The sequence below is a fragment of the Pseudomonas yamanorum genome (genome assembly GCF_013386765.1).
GTDB classification, from domain to species: domain Bacteria; phylum Pseudomonadota; class Gammaproteobacteria; order Pseudomonadales; family Pseudomonadaceae; genus Aquipseudomonas; species Aquipseudomonas yamanorum_A.
Window position 1 is genome coordinate 55,192 of record NZ_JACARE010000018.1, and the last position, 16,082, is coordinate 71,273.

Consider the following 16,082-nt stretch of genomic DNA (forward strand, 5'->3'; position numbering starts at 1 on the left):
CTTATCCGATGTTCGACAGTTTCAACAGCAGGCGCAGGTCGTTCAGCAGGTCCTTGCCCTTGACCCGGGCGTCGTAGCGCAGCACCAGGTTGCCGTGGGGGTCGACGATCCACAGCTGGGCATCACCGCTGCCCTGGGCGGCGGCGTCTTTATTGAAGGTCGACAGGTCCAGGGAATAACGCTGCAGTTGCGGGTATTCGGCCTTGAGCTTGGCGTCGTAGGCAGTGCTTACCGGCTGCGCGCTGGCCAGGGCGTGGCTGGCGCGGGAGGCGTCGCGGCCCAGGCCGATCTGGAGTTGGCGTGCGAGGTACACCAGTTGCTGGCAGTCGGCGGCGCAGGCCGTGGGTGCGGTGACCAGCAGCTGCCAGCGGTCTTCGTCGGCCTGCACGCCGATGTCGGCGCGGGTCTGGCCATTGCCGATCATCTCGCCGTGGTAGCTGCGGCTGTCCGGCACCCAGAACTGCAGCTTGTACATGAAGGTGGCGAGCACCATCGGGCCGATCACCATCAGCAGGATCAGGATCAGTTGCCAGCGGCCCTTGCGCCGATTGGGCGCTGCTGGCGCGTCAGACATGTTGAGTGGATTCATGGCCGCTCCCATGGCGCTTCTCCTTTTTTGTGTTGTGCCATCCGAGGTAGAGGTAAAGACCGAACAGCGCCACCGCCATGGCGAACCACTGCACGGCATAGCCCAGGTGTTTTTCCGGGCCCATGGCAACCACGGGCCAGTTGGTTTCGTAGGTGGCCGGGCCCGCTTCAGCCCGCACTTCATAGGCGAATCCGCTGCGATCCAACTCGGCCCACAATGCTTCGGGATGCAGTGCAGTCAGCAATCGCGGCCACTTTGCGCCCGCCGGATCGGCGTGCAGCTGGAAGGTCTCGCCCGGGGCTACATAGACCCAGGCGTCGACATTCAGCGGCTGCCCGGGGGTATTGAAAGCGGGCGGCGTGCGCCGGTCCGGCCAGGGCAGCCAGCCGCGATTGAGCAGCAGCCACTGGCCGCTGGCCTGATCATGGAAAGGTTGCAGCAGCTCCACACCGACCTTGCCGTCGCGAAAGCGGTTATCCAGCAACACGCTGTGCTCGGCGTCGAACTGCCCGCGCAAATGCACACGACGGAACGCCGGATCTTCGGTGGCCTGCAATTGCGTACTGCTCATGGGCTCGGCAGCACGGCGCTCGGCGTAGGTTTCCAGCAGCGCCTGTTTTTCGTGACCACGGGACAGTTGCCAAAAGCCGAGGAACACCAGCAACGGCAGCAGCACAAGCACCACCAGCGTCGGCGCAATACCGGGGCGAAAGGGTTTCATGGCATTGCCGCAGAGGTCGGTGCTGCGCTGGCTATACTGAATCTCATTGCTCGCCCCCTCCAAAAAAGAGCCCCGGAGCCCACCATGCTCAAAGCAGCCATTGCCCTGATGCTGATTGCTACCGTCGTGAGCCTGTTCAGTGGCTTGTTCTTCCTGGTCAAGGACGAGGGCAACTCCAATCGCCTCGTCACTGCCTTGACCGTGCGTGTGGTGCTGGCCGTGATCACCCTGGGGTTGATCACCTGGGGGTTCTTCAGCGGCCAGCTGGTGTCTCATGCGCCCTGGTGAAAATCCTCAAAGCACGTAAACGAAGAAAAACAGCCCGATCCACACCACGTCCACAAAGTGCCAATACCAACTGGCCGCCTCGAAGCCGAACTGGTGCTCGTTGTTGAAATGCCCCTTCAGGATGCGCATCAGCATCACAAACAAAATGATCGTGCCGATGGTCACGTGGGCGCCGTGGAAACCGGTGAGCATGAAGAAGGTCGCGCCGTATACGCCGGAACCCAGGGTAAGGCCCAGTTCCTTGTAGGCGTGGATGTATTCCTCGGCCTGGAAGCCGAGAAACGCCCAACCCAGCAGCACGGTGATCGCCAGCCAGATCTTCAGCGCGCCGCGATGGCCTTTGCGCAAGGCGTGGTGGGCGATGGTGATGGTCACGCTGGAGCTCACCAGCAAGATCGTGTTGATCAGCGGCAGGCCCCACGGGCTGATGGTGCCCTTGGGCGCCGGGAACAGTTTCGGGTCAGGATTGTTCAGCAGCGGCCAGGCAAATTCGAAGTTCGGCCACAGCATGTGGGCGATGCCCTTGTGGCCTTCGCCCGCCAGCCAGGGCGCCGACATGTGCCGCACATAAAACAGCGCACCGAAGAAGGCGATGAAGAACATCACCTCGGAGAAGATGAACCAGGTCATGCCCCAGCGAAAGGAGCGGTCCATCTGCGAACTGTACAAACCGGCACGGCTTTCCTTGATCACCGCGCCGAACCAGCCAAACATCATGTAGGCCAGCAGCAGACCACCGACGAAAAAGATCAGCGGGCCGTGGGATTCCGGGCGTGCGGCCTTCAGGTCGTTGAACCAGGTAGCCAGCCCGAACACCGTAATCAGCATGCCCAACGTGGCAATTATTGGCCATTTGCTTTGCGCTGGTACGTAGTACGTATCATGAGTCGACATGTATTCGTTCTCCTAATCGAGCCCGCAAGCAACGCCTAGCCGCCGGTATGGACAGCCACGGGCGGTTGGCGCGCGGTGATATCGAACAGCGTGTACGCCAGGGTCAAATGCTTCACATCCTTGGGCATGTCGCGATCGACAATGAAGCGCACCGGCATCTCTATGCGCTGGCCTGGCTGTAGCACTTGCTGGGTGAAGCAAAAACACTCGGTCTTGTGGAAGTACATCGCTGCCTCGGCGGGCGAAATGCTCGGCACCGCCTGGGCCGTCATCGGTTTGTCGGTGGGGTTGTAGGCCACGAACAGCATCTCGGTGACCGCGCCGGGGTTGACCACCACCTCGTCGGCCTTGGAGTGGAACTCCCAGACCATGTCGATGGCATTGGTGGACAAAAACTGCACACGCACCTGGCGCGTCGGGTCCACCACCTGCTCGCCTTCGTACTGCCCGGCGGTCTTGCCGTTGATGCCGAACGCCTTGCACATCACGTCGTAGATCGGCACCAGGGCAAAGCCGAAGGCGAACATCGCCACCACCAGGATCAACAGGCGCGTGACCAGGCGCTTGATGGGCACGGACTCAAGCATGGCGGCCACCTGCGAATGAATGCTCTGTGAATGGCTTTTCTGTGGGAGCTGCCTTGCCCGCGATGCTGGCAACTCGGTCTTTCAGGCACACCGAGGTGATGCCATCGCAGGCAAGCCAGGTCCCACAGGGTAGGGAGGTGTTCATTTGACCTCCGGCGGCGTGGTAAACGTGTGGTACGGCGCGGGCGAAGGGATGCTCCACTCCAGCCCTTCGGCGCCATCCCACGGCTTGGCCGGCGCGGGCGGGCCGCCACGGATGCACTTGATGACGATGAACAGGAAGAAGATCTGCGTCGCGCCAAAGGTGAAGGCACCGATGGAGGAGACCATGTTGAAGTCGGCGAACTGCAGGTTGTAGTCCGGCACCCGACGCGGCATGCCGGCAAGTCCTACGAAGTGCATCGGGAAGAACGCCATGTTCATCCCCACGAACGACAGCCAAAAGTGCAGCTTGCCCAGGGTTTCGTCATACATGTGGCCGGTCCATTTCGGCAGCCAGTAGTAGGCCGAGGCGAAGATCCCGAAGATCGCGCCAGGCACCAGTACGTAATGGAAATGCGCCACCACGAAGTAGGTGTCGTGGTACTGGAAGTCCGCCGGGGCGATGGCCAGCATCAGCCCGGAGAACCCACCGATGGTGAACAGAATCACGAAGGCCACGGCGAACAGCATCGGCGTCTCGAAGGTCAGCGAGCCTTGCCACATGGTGCTCACCCAGTTGAACACCTTCACCCCCGTGGGCACCGCGATCAGCAGCGTGGCGTACATGAAGAACAGCTCGCCCACCAGTGGGATGCCCACCACGAACATGTGGTGCGCCCACACGATGAACGACAGGAACGCGATGCTCGCCGTGGCGTACACCATCGAGGTGTAGCCGAACAGCGGCTTGCGCGAGAAGGTCGGGATGATCGAGCTGACGGCGCCGAAGGCCGGCAGGATCATGATGTACACCTCGGGATGCCCGAAGAACCAGAACACATGCTGGAACAGCACCGGATCGCCGCCGCCGGCGGCACTGAAGAAGCTGGTGCCGAAGTGGATATCCATCAACATCATGGTCACGCAACCCGCCAGCACCGGCATCACCGCGATCAGCAGGAAGGCTGTGATCAGCCAGGTCCAGACGAACAGCGGCATTTTCATCAGGGTCATGCCGGGAGCGCGCAGGTTGAGGATGGTGGCGACCACGTTGATCGCACCCATGATCGAGCTGATGCCCATCAGGTGGATGGCGAAGATGAAGAAGGTCACGCTTTCCGGCGCATAGGTGGTGGAGAGCGGGGCGTAGAAGGTCCAGCCGAAGTTCGGCCCGCCGCCGGGCATGAACAGGGTGGACACCAGCATCAGGAACGCCGCTGGCAACAGCCAGAAACTGAAGTTGTTCATGCGCGGCAGGGCCATGTCGGGCGCGCCGATCATCAACGGGATCATCCAGTTGGCCAGGCCGACAAACGCCGGCATCACCGCACCGAACACCATCACCAGGCCGTGCATGGTGGTCATCTGGTTGAAGAACGCCGGCTCCACGATCTGCAGGCCCGGCTGGAACAGCTCGGCGCGGATCACCATGGCGAACGAGCCGCCGAGCAGGAACATGGCGAAGCTGAACCACAGGTACATGGTCCCGATGTCTTTGTGGTTGGTGGTCAGCACCCAACGCATCAGGCCCTTGGCGGGGCCGTGAGCGTGGTCACCGGCATGACCGTGGTCATCGATCACAGCGCTCATGGCCTTTCTCCTGCGAACGAGTGGGCGGGACGGTTCAGGGAATACGCAATGAAGGAAGTCATTTGCTTTCCGCCTGTTTCAGAGCCAGCACGTCTTTAGGAGTGACCATGTCGCCTTTGTTGTTGCCCCAGGCGTTGCGTTCGTAGGTCACGACCGCCGCGATATCGACTTCCGACAGCTGCTTGCCGAATGCCGCCATGGCGGTGCCGGGCTTGCCGAAGTACACGCGGTGCAGGTGGTCTTCCTTGGCTCCCGTGGCGATCGGCGAGCCTTTGAGCGCCGGGAACATCGGCGGCAAGCCCTGGCCTTCGGCCTGGTGACAGGCTACGCAGGTGGTGTGGTAAACCTTGTCGCCACGGGCCACCAGCTCATCCAGGGTCCATTCCTTGGAGGTCAGCTCCTTGAGCTTGGCCGCTTCTTCCTTGCGCTCGCCGAGCCAGGTGTCGTAGTCGGCCTTGGACTTGACCTCAACCACGATGGGCATGAAGCCATGGTCCTTGCCGCACAGCTCGGCGCACTGGCCGCGGTAGATGCCGGGCTTCTCGACCCGGGTCCAGGCCTCGTTGACGAAGCCGGGAATCGCATCGCGCTTGACCGCAAACGCCGGCACCCACCACGAGTGGATCACATCGGCGGCCGTCACCAGGAAACGCACCTTGGCGCCCACCGGCAGCACCAGCGGCTGGTCGACTTCCAGCAGGTAATGCTCGCCTTTGACGGCCTGGTTATGAATCTGCTCGGCGGGCGTGGCCAGGTTGCTGAAAAACTCCACATCCTGGCCCAGGTATTTGTAGTGCCACTTCCACTGGTAGCCGGTGACCTGGATATCGATATCCGACTCGGTGCTGTCGTAGATGTTGATCAGCGTCTTGGTGGCCGGAATGGCCATCGCCACCAGGATCAACAGGGGCACCACGGTCCAGAGAATCTCCACCGTCGTACTCTCGTGGAACTTGGCCGCCACCTGGCCCGTGGAGCGCCGGTGAACGATCATCGACCAGAACATCGCGCCAAACACGACGATGCCGATCACCACACAAATCCAGAAAATGGTCATGTGCAGGTCAAACACGGCGTGACTGACTTCAGTGGCCCCTGGCGCCATATTCGTTGTCCAGGCGGCTTGCGCCTGGCCGAATACTGACCACAACAGTAGACCCATCCAAACATGTGGATGTCGCGTCATTGCGGGTTCCCCTTATCGTTCTTGTTATCCCGCCGGTTTGCACCTGCGGCCAAGGGAGCGGCTTCCATACTGCTTACAACCGCTAAGCCTTGCCTGCTCATGCAGTCGGGCGTCATCAGCTAATTGCGTACAAAACCGAGTATAGACAGCGACCGCCACCCCGCAATGTGATCGGGCAAATGAACGAAAATGGACGAACCGACCACACAACAGGACAAGTGGAGCGACTTATCCGACGAACGATGGCGATTTGATATAACAGCAGTGCATAACCATGAAATAATTATGACAAATGCGTCTTAGGCTCTCGTATAAACGAGCTACCTTATGCTCTCCCTATTTCCTACGCCTGCACCACTGGAGCTTTCATGAACACCGCCGCATTGCGCGAGCAGATTTCCCGTGCCCATCAACACGAATCCAGCACTGGCCAGCTTGCTCAGCAGCTGGAAGTTCAGTTACCGCACCTGCACCCGGCGATCGCCCTGCCTGATGTCGACGCCAAGGGCGTGATGACGCGTTTTGTCAGCGCCTACATCGACCAGGTCCCGGATTTGCTGGACGCGGCCAACGATGTCGCCCGTGAAGCCGGCATTGAGAGCCAGATCAAACCGGTACTGAAAATCGCCGAGCATTTCTTCCTGCAGCCGCCAGCGATCCTGGCCGGGCATGAGGGCCTGGACGGTTTGCTGGACGAGGCTTACCTGGCGCATCGCCTGGTGGAAGAGGTCAACGATCTGTATATCAAGCACTTCGGCCAGCCGTTGATCCCGCTGGATACCACCGTGGCGAACGTGATTGCCCACCAGTTGATCGGCGAAACATTTGCCAACCAGCTGGATGAAGCGGTGCACCACGCGGTGGATGAGATGCTCAACGAAGACAGCTTTGCGCTGGAGTCGGTCGAGACTTACCGCGACAAGCTCAAGAGCCCGGACACGGAAGCCGCGTGGAAACGCTGGCCGTGCCTGTCGCGGCAGTTGGGTGTGGGTCTTGAGCTGGACCAGCCGGCCTAAATCTCCCGACCGACATAGATCAAATGTGGGAGCCGGGCTTGCCCGCGATAGCGGTGTATCAGCCAATACATTCTTTGCTGATCTAACGCCATCGCGGGCAAGCCCGGCTCCCACAGGGTTATGCAGGGATCACACAGCAGCTGAACCTATCCCGGTCGTTGTCCTGACTCTGCCTTCCAACCTGCGCTTCAACCCTCGCGCCTCGATCACCAGCGTCGAGCCCTTGGCCGCATTCGCCCGCCCCCATTCCTCCAACAGCTCAAGGCAGGAGTGGTCGATGTAACTCAGGTTACTGAGGGGCACATGCACGGTCGTCCCGGCAGGTACCGTCGACAACACCTGAGTCAACGCCGGCACCTTGAGAAAGGTCGCAGCCCCCGTCAAGCGCAGCTCCATCTCGCCCTCCGGCGGCAGGTCGATCAGGCTTATCTTCAAGCGTGAAGCCTTGAACGCCAGCTTGACCAGCGTCAGCCCGAAGCCCACCAGCACCCCCGTCAGCAGGTCGGTAAAAATGATCGCCAGGGCAGTCGCCGCGTAGGTGAACATCGGCATCCGTCCGTAACGCGCCAAGCCACGAAACGCCTTCATGTCCACCAGCTTGATCCCGGTGTACACCAACACGCCCGCCAGGCTTGCCACCGGAATGCTTTGCAGCACGCTGGACAGCAACAGCACGAACGCCAGTAACCACAAGCCGTGGAACATCGCCGACAGCCGCGTGGTGGCGCCGGCCTGGACGTTGGCCGAGCTGCGCACGATCACGCCGGTCATCGGCAGGGCGCCCACCAGGCCACACAGCATGTTACCCACACCTTGTGCCGATAATTCCTTGTCGAAATCGGAACGTTGCCCGGCGTGCATACGGTCGACCGCCGCCGCCGAAAGTAATGTTTCAGCGCTGGCGATAAACGCCACGGCGAACGCGGCGATCAACAGGTTGGGATCTGCCAGGTTCAGCAGGTCGCTGGGGCGCAGCCAGTCGATGGCATCGGCGAGGTTTTCCGGCACCTCCACACGCTTGACCTGCAGCGCCAGCACCAGGCTGGTAACCGTCGCCAAGCCCACACCGAGCAGGGCGCCCGGCACGAAGCGCAGTTTTTGCGGGCGAAACTTGTCCCACAGCCACATCACCAGAATCGTCGACAGCCCGAGCAAACCGGCCTGCCAGCCGAGGCCGCCGCCGAGGGTGGGTATCGCCTGGACCAACGCCGCCGGAAAGCCGGCGAGGTTATCCAGCCCGGAAGGTTTTGGCACACCGTCGAGCATCACATGCACTTGAGACAGGACAATCAGCACCCCGATCCCCGCCAGCATCCCGTACACCACCGCCGGCGCAGTGACGCGAAACCAGCAGCCCAGGCGCAAACGCCCGGCTACCAGTTGCAGGAAGCCCGCCAGCAACAGGATCGGCCCGAGCATGGCCATGCCATGCTGGCGCACCAACTCGAACACCAGCACCGCCAAACCCGCCGCCGGCCCGCTGACTTGCAGCGGCGACCCCGCCAGCCAACCCACTACCAAACCGCCGATGATCCCGGTGATCAGGCCCTTGGCCGGTGGCATCCCGGAAGCAATCGCGATCCCCATGCATAACGGCAGGGCGACCAGAAACACAACCACGGAGGCCAGCAGCTCCCGTGGCAGTACAGCTTTTAATTGAGCAGCACGCATGATGACTCTCCCGAGGCATTCGCCGGGCGTGGCAAGGCCTGGCTGCTCGAATGGCAGCCATCGCTTTACCCGACAGGGGATTGTTTTAGAAGCGCGCTTTGGGCGTCGCGGATGGGATCGGCTGGGTGCCGTTCAAAGGCAGGAACGCTGCCTGATCCGCATCGTAGGCCCTGATTTCGCTGGTCTCGATGTCATAGACCCAGCCATGGATGAACAGATGCCCGTTGGCCATGCGCGAGGCCACCGACGGGTGGGTGCGCAGGTGTTGTAACTGGGCGATTACGTTTTCTTCGGTCAGCACGTGCATGCTCTCGTGCTCGTTGGCGCAATCGCAGTTGTCCTGGACCATGGTCTTGGCGACCTCGGCATGGCGCAGCCAAGCCTTTACGGTGGGCATTTTTTCCAGGCTCAAGGGGTTGAGCACCGCGCGCATGGCGCCGCAGTCGGAGTGACCGCAAATGATGATGTGCTGCACGCCAAGGGCCAGCACCGCGTACTCGATGGCCGTGGAAACACCGCCGTTCATCTGCCCATAAGGCGGCACGACGTTGCCGACGTTACGGGTCACGAACAAGTCGCCCGGGGAGCTTTGGGTGATCAGCTCGGGAACGATGCGCGAGTCGGCGCAAGTAATAAACATCGCCCGTGGGCTCTGGGCCGTGGCGAGTTTTTTGAAGAGTTCTTCCTGCTGGGGAAAGATCTCGTTATGGAAATGCAAAAAGCCTTCAACGATGTGCTGCAGCGCTGCATCGGCGGACTCCGCCTCGTGAGGGGCTGAAGCCGACACAGCCAACGGCTGTTTATCCTTGTCACTCATGATTCATCCTCTTGGTTGGAGCAGGGGAGTTTTCCAGTGCGGTTGGCGCGCAGACCATGGCGCCGACTCATTAGTCACTCGATGAACAAGGTACCCGCCGAAACTTAACTGAAACTGAATGAACCGCTCTAGATCGGGGCTCTCAGTGATGTCAAAACGCGACCATGCCTGCAAGGCAATGCGCTTTTACCCAGCAGTCTACAACAATGCCATCTGCCTGCCCGGCGGACAAAACGCCGTGCAATCCAGATTAAACCCTTCCCGGCGGTTCAGCCCCAAGCGTTTGATCGCCTTGGCGAAACGTTGCGCCAAAAGATCGGCAAACGGCCCTTCGCCGCGCATGCGTACACCGAAGCGACTGTCGTAGACCTCACCCCCGCGCACCTGGCGCACCAGGCTCATCACATGGGCCGCCCGCTGCGGGTAATGAGCCGCCAGCCACTCCTCGAACAGCGGTGCCACCTCCAGGGGCAGGCGCAGCATCATGTACGCCGCGCTTTGTGCCCCAGCGGCATGGGCTTCGGTAAGCAGGCTTTCCAGCTCGCTGTCGTTGATCATCGGAATCATCGGCGAACACAAAACGCCTACCGGAATCCCTGCCTCGCGCATCACCCGGATCGCCCGCAGCCGGGCCTTGGGCGCCGCGGTGCGTGGCTCGAGAATGCGCTTGAGCTCATCGTCCAGGCTGGTGAGGCTGATCATCACGGCCACCAGCCGCTGCTGTGCCAGCTCGGTCAGCAGGTCAAGGTCGCGCAGGATCAGCGAGCCCTTGGTAATGATCGTCACCGGATGACGATAGCGCAGCAGCACTTCGAGGGTCTGCCGGGTGATCTTGTACTCGCGCTCGATGGGCTGGTACGGGTCGGTATTGGAGCCCAGGTTGATCGGCGCGCAGGTGTAGCCCGGTTTCGACAATTGCTGCTCCAACACGTCGGCGGCGTTGGTCTTGGCGATCAGCTTGGTTTCGAAATCCAGCCCCGGCGACAAGTCCCAATAGGCGTGACTGGGCCGCGCATAGCAATAGATACAGCCGTGCTCACAGCCGCGGTACGGGTTGATTGCCCGGTCAAACGGGATATCCGGCGAGCTGTTGCGGGTGATGATGGTTTTCGCGGTTTCGATACGGACTTCGGTGCCCTGGGTCTGTGGCACTTCCTGATACCAGCCGTCGTCTTCAGCCACGCTGACGGTGGGCGCAAAACGGTTGTGCAGGTTGGTGGCCGTGCCGCGCCCGCGAGGCGGCAAAGGAATGCTCATGGTCAGACCTCGATATGTGTATGCATATACAGTATTCGAAGATCATGTGTTCGGCCAGCACCGTTCAGCAGGCGAGAGCCATAACAGTCCTCACACAGGCAAAAACGTAACTTCCTACTTCTAATTAAATATGAAATAAATCGCCACATATGAGGCATGGATTTAGCTTTAAGTACATCGCTATGATCAGCGCCTTAATTCACTCCACACCCAAAGGATATTTATGTCTCAGGATGAACTACGTTTGACGTGCGAAGACTTTGAAAAAGACAACAGCCCGGAAGTTCTGCTGGAACGCTTTACCGAAGGTAAACTTTCGTACGCGATGTATGCCTCTTCTTCCAATAAAGACGGGCACTACGACACGACTTCCTCGCCCACAGACCTGGACAATGACGGGGATTATGATGATGAAGACAAAGCTCTATTCTTGATCCTTGCCAATACTTTTGCGAAAACCTGTGCTCGCCGATAATTAGAGACTAGGTGCCGGCCTTATATATAAATAATTACAAGGCCGGCACACTTACAGTGTAATCGGAAGTTTATTCCTCCCTGACAACCGCAGTATTTTTTCGCAGTGTTGCAACTTGTGAAGTTGTCACCGCATTTGCTTTATTACCCCAACTGCCTCGCACAAAGTTCACTACATCTGCCACTTCCTGATCCGACAACCGCCAGGCAAACGCCGGCATGGTGAAGGTCGAAGGCGCCGTATGCGTAGCCGGCAACGTGCCGCCGTTCAACACGATGTTGATCAACGAAGTGGCGTCCGTTGTCTGCAACACCGGGTTACCCGCCAACGCCGGGAATACTCGGGTGTAGCCATGGCCGTCAGTACGGTGGCAGGCCGCGCAGTTGTCGATGTACACCGAGGCCCCCGGCTTGCTGTCATCGCCCTTCCACAGCGCGTCGGCGACCTGTTTGTCGTATTGGTGCGGCTGATCCTTGGGATCCACCGCCGGCAGGCTCTTGAGGTAACGGGCGATAGCCGTCAGGTCGTCTTGCGACATGTACTGCATGCTGTGGACTACAACATCGCTCATGCCACCAAACACCGCACTGCGATCACTGCGGCCGGTCTTGAGGAACTGCACCAGCTGTTCCTCGCTCCAGCTCCCCAGGCCATCCTTGTGATCACCCCGCAGGCTCTTGGCAATCCAGCCTTCCAGCGGCGCACTGCCGGACAAGAACGTACTGCCATCTGTCGCACTCAGGGACTTCTCCTGCATGGTCAGCGCCCGTGGCGTGTGGCAGGCGCCACAGTGGCCGAGGCCTTCCACCAGATACGCGCCACGACTGATCACCGGATCGGCACCCGCCTGGGCCTTGTAATCCTCGACCTTGGGCGCAAACATCCAGCGCCATCCCGCCAACGGCCAGCGCATGCTCAGCGGCCAGGGAATGTCACTGTCCTTGTTCACCTGCGCCACCGGCTCGACGCCCTTCATGAAGTACGCATACAGCGCCTGCATGTCGCTTTCGCTCACCCGCGCATAAGACGGGTAGGGCATCGCCGGGTAAAGGGTACTACCGTTCTTGGCGACGCCATGGCGCACGGCCTTGTCGAAGTCTTCGAAGCTGTAGTCGCCCAGGCCGGTTTTGTCCGGGGTGATGTTGGTGGAGTAGATAGTGCCGATCGGGGTTTCCATCGGCAGGCCACCGGCGAACGGCTTGCCACCCTTGGCGGTGTGACAGGCCACGCAGTCACCCGCGCGGGCCAAGTATTCACCCTGTTTGACCAAGTCGGTTTCAGCCGCACTCACCGAGCAACTGCTGAACAAGGCCAGGGACGCGATAACAAATGCTTTCATGGTCATCGCTCCTTATGCCTGAACCAGTGGGCCGGGGTTTTTCAGGTACTGCTCGCGAATCGCCCGCGCCGACCAGTAGGTCAGCGCCGCCACCAGGCCCGTAGGGTTGTAGCCCAAGCCTTGTGGGAACGCGGAGGCGCCCGGGACAAACACGTTGTGTACGTCCCAGCACTGCAAGTAGCGGTTCAAGGCACTGGTTTTCGGGTCGGTGCCCATGATCGCGCCACCATTGAGGTGAGTGGTCTGGTAGGCCGCGGTGTTGAAGTGCTCACCGACTTTTTTGCCCAGCAGGGCAATCGCCTTGGGGTTCATGGCTTCGGCGATCTTGCTCATTTTATCGACCATGAAGCGGTTCATCTTGATGTCGTTTTCCTGCCAGTCGAAGGTCATGCGCAGCAGCGGCAGACCGTAGGCATCGCGGTAAACCGGGTCCAGATCGAGGTAGTTGCCACGGTAGGATTGATGGGCGCCGTGGGCATCCATCGACACCTGGTGGGTGTAGTAATCGGCGGTGGCGCGCTTCCAGGCGCTGCCCCAGGCTGGCGTGCCCGGCGGGTTGGAAGAACCGGCAATCGGTCGGCTGCCCGCCTGGTTGACCCACATTGGCGAGCCGCCCACGAAACCGTGAGGCCCATGGTCGAAGTTGTCGGCGTTGAAGTCATCGATCGCCACGCCATTGCCGCCGGCGCCGATGAAGTTGTTGGTGTGCACGTCCTTGTCGAAGAACGCCTTGATGGTAGCCATGTTCTGGTAAGCGAAGTTCCGCCCCACCACGCCCTCGCCGGAGATCGGGTCGTAGGGTTTGCCGATGCCCGACAGCAGCATCAGGCGCACGTTGTTGAACTGGAATGAACCAAGGATCACCAGGTCCGCCGGCTGCTCGCATTCACGGCCCTGTGCGTCGACGTAGGTCACGCCGGTGGCCTTGCGCTTGGTGCTGTCGAGGTTGACCTTCAGCACGTGGGAATTGGGCCGCAGTTCGAACTTGGGCTCCTGGCGCAACGCCGGCAGGATGTTCACGTTCGGCGAAGCCTTGGAATACATGTAGCAAACGTAACCGCTGCAGAAGCCGCAGAAGTTGCACGGGCCCATCTGCGCGCCGTAGGGGTTGGTGTATGGCCCCGATGTATTTGCGGAAGGCAGGTTGTAGGGTTTGTACCCCACGGAGGCAGCGGCCTTCTGGAACAGCTGTGCGGACACGGTGTTCTTCTGCGATTCCAGAGGGAAATGATTCGAGCGATCCGGCGCGTAAGGGTTGCCACCCTTGCCTTCGCCCACCAGCTGGCCTTTCACCGTCCAGGCTTGGCCGGAGGTGCCGAAGACTTTCTCGGCATAGTCGAAGAACGGCTCCAGCTCTTCGTAGCTGACGCCGAAATCCTGGATGGTCATGTCCTTGGGAATGAAGTTTTTCCCGTAGCGCTCTTCGTAATGGCTGCGCATGCGCAACTCGATCGGGTCCACCCGAAAGTGCACGCCCGACCAATGCAGGCCGGCACCGCCGACGCCGTTGCCGGGCAGGAAAGCGCCCAGTTGGCGGTTCGGCATCGCCACGTCATTCACGCTATGGCGAATGGTCACGGTTTCCTTGGAGATGTCCTGGAAGAGTTTTTTACGCACGCTGTAGGTCAATTCGTCGATGACCTGGGGATAGTTGCCGTCTGGATAAGTGTCCTGCATCGGGCCGCGCTCCAGCGCTACCACGTTGAGGCCCGCCTCTGTCAGCTCCTTGGCCATGATCGCGCCGGTCCAGCCGAAGCCGACGATCACTGCATCCACTTTCTTCATGATGGTCGCCACGTTTATGCCCTCTCGCCGCGGATCGAAACAGCCGGGAAGGGGTATTGCTCGTTGCGTTCAACCCAATCCATGAAATCGGCGCGGGCGCCGGGGAAGCCGATCATGGTCCAGCCGACCATGCCTTTGTTGCCACCGTGGACCGGGTCGCAGAAGAAACCCTCCTTGGTGTTTTGCAGCAACAGGTTGAAGAAAATCTTCGGCGGAACGCTGTCGAACTGCGCGTCGCCAGCCTCCAGACGCTGGAGCAATTTTTCCTGGGTAGCGCTGTCTTGCTCGGCAAATAGCTTACCGTTCATCGCTTTCGACCAGGCATCCGTGGCGGCGATGCCGAGGCGATAGATCTCCTTGGGCACCAATTTGCTCTGCCAGCCCATTTCAGGCGGCGCGTCGGCATTGAACGGGCCCTGCATGAACCACAGGGCGCCAGCCGCGTACGGCGTGTTCATCTGACGGTCAATATATTCCGGTGCTCCAGCTTCCAGGGCGCCTGGGCCTTGGTCGTCAGCCGGGATCAAGCGGGCAACTGCCGCGTTGATGAAGGCCCATTCCTCGGCAGTGAAATAGCTCGGCTCATAGGCCTTGCTGCTGACGGGCGCCTTTTCAGGGCTGGCTTGAACCGGCTCGGGAACCGCCATCAGCATCGAACCGCCCAGGCCCGTGCTGGCGACAGTGACCACCGGGATCAAGGTCAAGGATTTGCGCAAAAACTCACGCCGGGGGTTGTCTTGATCTTGATCAGACATGGTGGCACCTCATCATGTGGTCACGGATTTATCAGCCGCTTCATGGAGCGACTTATTAGTTTTGGCAGCAAATGGGATCCAAAGGACCCAAAGGGATAGAACACAGCAGCAATCAATAGTTACAAAGGATAGCAGGCTAAGGATCGAGGAGAATCGATTCAGCCGGAAAAAACAGCAGCCGTTCACGATTCTTTGACGAGAGCCTCACGCGGCATTGACCCCCCTTGGGCGAATCTGGGCCCCATCAGCCCTTTCCTATTCGGTTACATCGCCCATGTTCAACCATCAATTACTGCCTGCCCTCAGCCTGGCGTTCATGGCGCTGTTTTCCACCGTCCAGGCCCACGCCGAAGAGCTCACGCCCATGCGTTCACTGGAATGGGCTCAGCCAGTGGGAAGCCAATACAACCTGTATCAAATGACGCCCACGCTCTATCGCAGCGCTCTGCCGGATAGCGGCGCTGTTCCTGTACTGGAAAAACTCAAGATAGGTACGGTGATCAACTTTCTACCGGAGTCCGATGCCAGCTGGCTGAAAACACCGGGAATCAATCAGGTGCAGTTGTCCTATCGCACCAACCACGTCGACGACGCCGATGTGCTCGCGGCGCTGCGTGCCATTCAGGACGCCGAAGCCAGCGGCCCGGTGCTGATGCACTGCAAACACGGCTCCGATCGCACCGGCCTGATGGCGGCGATGTATCGGGTGGTGGTTCAGGGGTGGAGCAAGGAGGAGGCGCTGAGCGAAATGACCTTGGGTGGCTTTGGCGCAAGCAGCGGCTTTAAAGACGGCGTTCGCTACATGATGAAGGCCGATGTCGACAAGTTACGCACGGCACTGGCCAACGGTGAGTGCAGCACCAGCGCCTTTGCACTGTGCTCGATGAAAAGCTGGCTGAATACCGCGGACACCGCCAAAGACGCGGCAGCAGAAAAAACAGCCTTGGTGATCACCCCCTGAGCCATCCGCT

The 16,082-nt window shown here is 60.3% G+C and carries 16 protein-coding genes; 4 read left to right on the top strand and 12 right to left on the bottom strand.

What is annotated here, in order from left to right; genetic code table 11:
• Position 1 precedes the first annotated feature (1 nt).
• Positions 2-601, bottom strand: a complete 600-nt coding sequence (locus HX875_RS13555; protein ID WP_177043563.1) for a hypothetical protein — start codon at positions 599-601, stop codon at positions 2-4.
• Complete coding sequence (locus tag HX875_RS13560; protein WP_177043564.1) at positions 567-1,310, bottom strand: SURF1 family protein; 744 nt, start codon at positions 1,308-1,310, stop codon at positions 567-569. Before HX875_RS13560 ends, HX875_RS13555 begins: the two co-directional genes overlap by 35 nt.
• Positions 1,311-1,394: 84 nt before the next feature.
• Here HX875_RS13560 and HX875_RS13565 point away from each other — a divergent pair, with 84 nt between their 5' ends.
• Positions 1,395-1,598 carry a twin transmembrane helix small protein gene (locus HX875_RS13565; RefSeq protein WP_010168612.1) on the top strand — a complete coding sequence of 68 codons (204 nt, stop codon included), beginning with the start codon at positions 1,395-1,397 and terminating at the stop codon, positions 1,596-1,598.
• Positions 1,599-1,604: 6 nt separating this feature from the next.
• On the opposite strand, the gene HX875_RS13570 is transcribed toward HX875_RS13565, so the two are convergent.
• The 4 genes from HX875_RS13570 to coxB all read right to left on the bottom strand — a co-directional run bounded on the left by HX875_RS13570 (position 1,605) and on the right by coxB (position 5,996).
• Positions 1,605-2,492, bottom strand: coding sequence for a cytochrome c oxidase subunit 3 (locus tag HX875_RS13570; protein WP_177043565.1), 888 nt, complete (start codon positions 2,490-2,492; stop codon positions 1,605-1,607).
• 35 nt (positions 2,493-2,527) lie between these two features.
• Positions 2,528-3,079 (bottom strand): cytochrome c oxidase assembly protein, encoded by a 552-nt coding sequence (locus HX875_RS13575; protein ID WP_008439615.1) that lies wholly within the window; start codon positions 3,077-3,079, stop codon positions 2,528-2,530.
• A 141-nt stretch (positions 3,080-3,220) separates the two neighbouring features.
• On the bottom strand, positions 3,221-4,810 hold the full coding sequence (gene ctaD / locus HX875_RS13580; RefSeq protein ID WP_177043566.1) for a cytochrome c oxidase subunit I: 1,590 nt from the start codon (positions 4,808-4,810) through the stop codon (positions 3,221-3,223).
• A gap of 58 nt (positions 4,811-4,868) precedes the next feature.
• Positions 4,869-5,996 (bottom strand): cytochrome c oxidase subunit II, encoded by a 1,128-nt coding sequence (coxB, locus tag HX875_RS13585; RefSeq protein ID WP_177043567.1) that lies wholly within the window; start codon positions 5,994-5,996, stop codon positions 4,869-4,871.
• Between the two features lie 368 nt (positions 5,997-6,364).
• Between coxB and HX875_RS13590 the strand changes: the two genes are divergently transcribed.
• Entirely contained in the window at positions 6,365-7,012 is a 648-nt protein-coding gene (locus HX875_RS13590) for a hypothetical protein (protein WP_177043568.1), read from the top strand.
• Positions 7,013-7,141: 129 nt separating this feature from the next.
• Here the strand turns inward: HX875_RS13590 and HX875_RS13595 are convergent, their stop codons facing one another.
• From HX875_RS13595 to HX875_RS13605, 3 genes are all read right to left on the bottom strand, one after another.
• Entirely contained in the window at positions 7,142-8,683 is a 1,542-nt protein-coding gene (locus tag HX875_RS13595) for a SulP family inorganic anion transporter (RefSeq protein WP_177043569.1), read from the bottom strand.
• A gap of 85 nt (positions 8,684-8,768) precedes the next feature.
• A complete protein-coding gene (locus tag HX875_RS13600; protein ID WP_177043570.1) occupies positions 8,769-9,500 on the bottom strand; it encodes a carbonic anhydrase in 732 nt (243 codons plus the stop codon).
• A 198-nt stretch (positions 9,501-9,698) separates the two neighbouring features.
• On the bottom strand, positions 9,699-10,757 hold the full coding sequence (locus tag HX875_RS13605; RefSeq protein WP_177043571.1) for a PA0069 family radical SAM protein: 1,059 nt from the start codon (positions 10,755-10,757) through the stop codon (positions 9,699-9,701).
• Between the two features lie 223 nt (positions 10,758-10,980).
• Here HX875_RS13605 and HX875_RS13610 point away from each other — a divergent pair, with 223 nt between their 5' ends.
• Entirely contained in the window at positions 10,981-11,232 is a 252-nt protein-coding gene (locus tag HX875_RS13610; protein ID WP_177043572.1) for a hypothetical protein, read from the top strand.
• Positions 11,233-11,302: 70 nt separating this feature from the next.
• Here HX875_RS13610 and HX875_RS13615 read toward each other — a convergent pair whose 3' ends face one another.
• The 3 genes from HX875_RS13615 to HX875_RS13625 are packed head-to-tail and all read right to left on the bottom strand — an operon-like array spanning position 11,303 to position 15,111.
• Positions 11,303-12,571 carry a cytochrome c gene (locus HX875_RS13615; protein WP_177043573.1) on the bottom strand — a complete coding sequence of 423 codons (1,269 nt, stop codon included), beginning with the start codon at positions 12,569-12,571 and terminating at the stop codon, positions 11,303-11,305.
• A gap of 12 nt (positions 12,572-12,583) precedes the next feature.
• On the bottom strand, positions 12,584-14,368 hold the full coding sequence (locus tag HX875_RS13620; protein WP_177043574.1) for a GMC family oxidoreductase: 1,785 nt from the start codon (positions 14,366-14,368) through the stop codon (positions 12,584-12,586).
• A 2-nt stretch (positions 14,369-14,370) separates the two neighbouring features.
• On the bottom strand, positions 14,371-15,111 hold the full coding sequence (locus HX875_RS13625; protein ID WP_177043575.1) for a gluconate 2-dehydrogenase subunit 3 family protein: 741 nt from the start codon (positions 15,109-15,111) through the stop codon (positions 14,371-14,373).
• A 274-nt stretch (positions 15,112-15,385) separates the two neighbouring features.
• Between HX875_RS13625 and HX875_RS13630 the strand changes: the two genes are divergently transcribed.
• The gene (locus tag HX875_RS13630) at positions 15,386-16,072 is read left to right on the top strand and encodes a phosphatase domain-containing protein (RefSeq protein WP_177043576.1); all 687 of its coding nucleotides are present in this window, start codon (positions 15,386-15,388) and stop codon (positions 16,070-16,072) included.
• Positions 16,073-16,082: the final 10 nt, after the last annotated feature.

Bases quoted from the DNA above. Each gene is read 5' to 3' on its own strand.
- HX875_RS13555 (WP_177043563.1), bottom strand. From the start codon at position 601: ATGGGAGCGGCCATGAATCCACTCAACATGTCTGACGCGCCAGCAGCG.
- HX875_RS13560 (WP_177043564.1), bottom strand. From the start codon at position 1,310: ATGAAACCCTTTCGCCCCGGTATTGCGCCGACGCTGGTGGTGCTTGTG.
- HX875_RS13565 (WP_010168612.1), top strand. From the start codon at position 1,395: ATGCTCAAAGCAGCCATTGCCCTGATGCTGATTGCTACCGTCGTGAGC.
- HX875_RS13570 (WP_177043565.1), bottom strand. From the start codon at position 2,492: ATGTCGACTCATGATACGTACTACGTACCAGCGCAAAGCAAATGGCCA.
- HX875_RS13575 (WP_008439615.1), bottom strand. From the start codon at position 3,079: ATGCTTGAGTCCGTGCCCATCAAGCGCCTGGTCACGCGCCTGTTGATC.
- ctaD (WP_177043566.1), bottom strand. From the start codon at position 4,810: ATGAGCGCTGTGATCGATGACCACGGTCATGCCGGTGACCACGCTCAC.
- coxB (WP_177043567.1), bottom strand. From the start codon at position 5,996: ATGACGCGACATCCACATGTTTGGATGGGTCTACTGTTGTGGTCAGTA.
- HX875_RS13590 (WP_177043568.1), top strand. From the start codon at position 6,365: ATGAACACCGCCGCATTGCGCGAGCAGATTTCCCGTGCCCATCAACAC.
- HX875_RS13595 (WP_177043569.1), bottom strand. From the start codon at position 8,683: ATGCGTGCTGCTCAATTAAAAGCTGTACTGCCACGGGAGCTGCTGGCC.
- HX875_RS13600 (WP_177043570.1), bottom strand. From the start codon at position 9,500: ATGAGTGACAAGGATAAACAGCCGTTGGCTGTGTCGGCTTCAGCCCCT.
- HX875_RS13605 (WP_177043571.1), bottom strand. From the start codon at position 10,757: ATGAGCATTCCTTTGCCGCCTCGCGGGCGCGGCACGGCCACCAACCTG.
- HX875_RS13610 (WP_177043572.1), top strand. From the start codon at position 10,981: ATGTCTCAGGATGAACTACGTTTGACGTGCGAAGACTTTGAAAAAGAC.
- HX875_RS13615 (WP_177043573.1), bottom strand. From the start codon at position 12,571: ATGAAAGCATTTGTTATCGCGTCCCTGGCCTTGTTCAGCAGTTGCTCG.
- HX875_RS13625 (WP_177043575.1), bottom strand. From the start codon at position 15,111: ATGTCTGATCAAGATCAAGACAACCCCCGGCGTGAGTTTTTGCGCAAA.
- HX875_RS13630 (WP_177043576.1), top strand. From the start codon at position 15,386: ATGTTCAACCATCAATTACTGCCTGCCCTCAGCCTGGCGTTCATGGCG.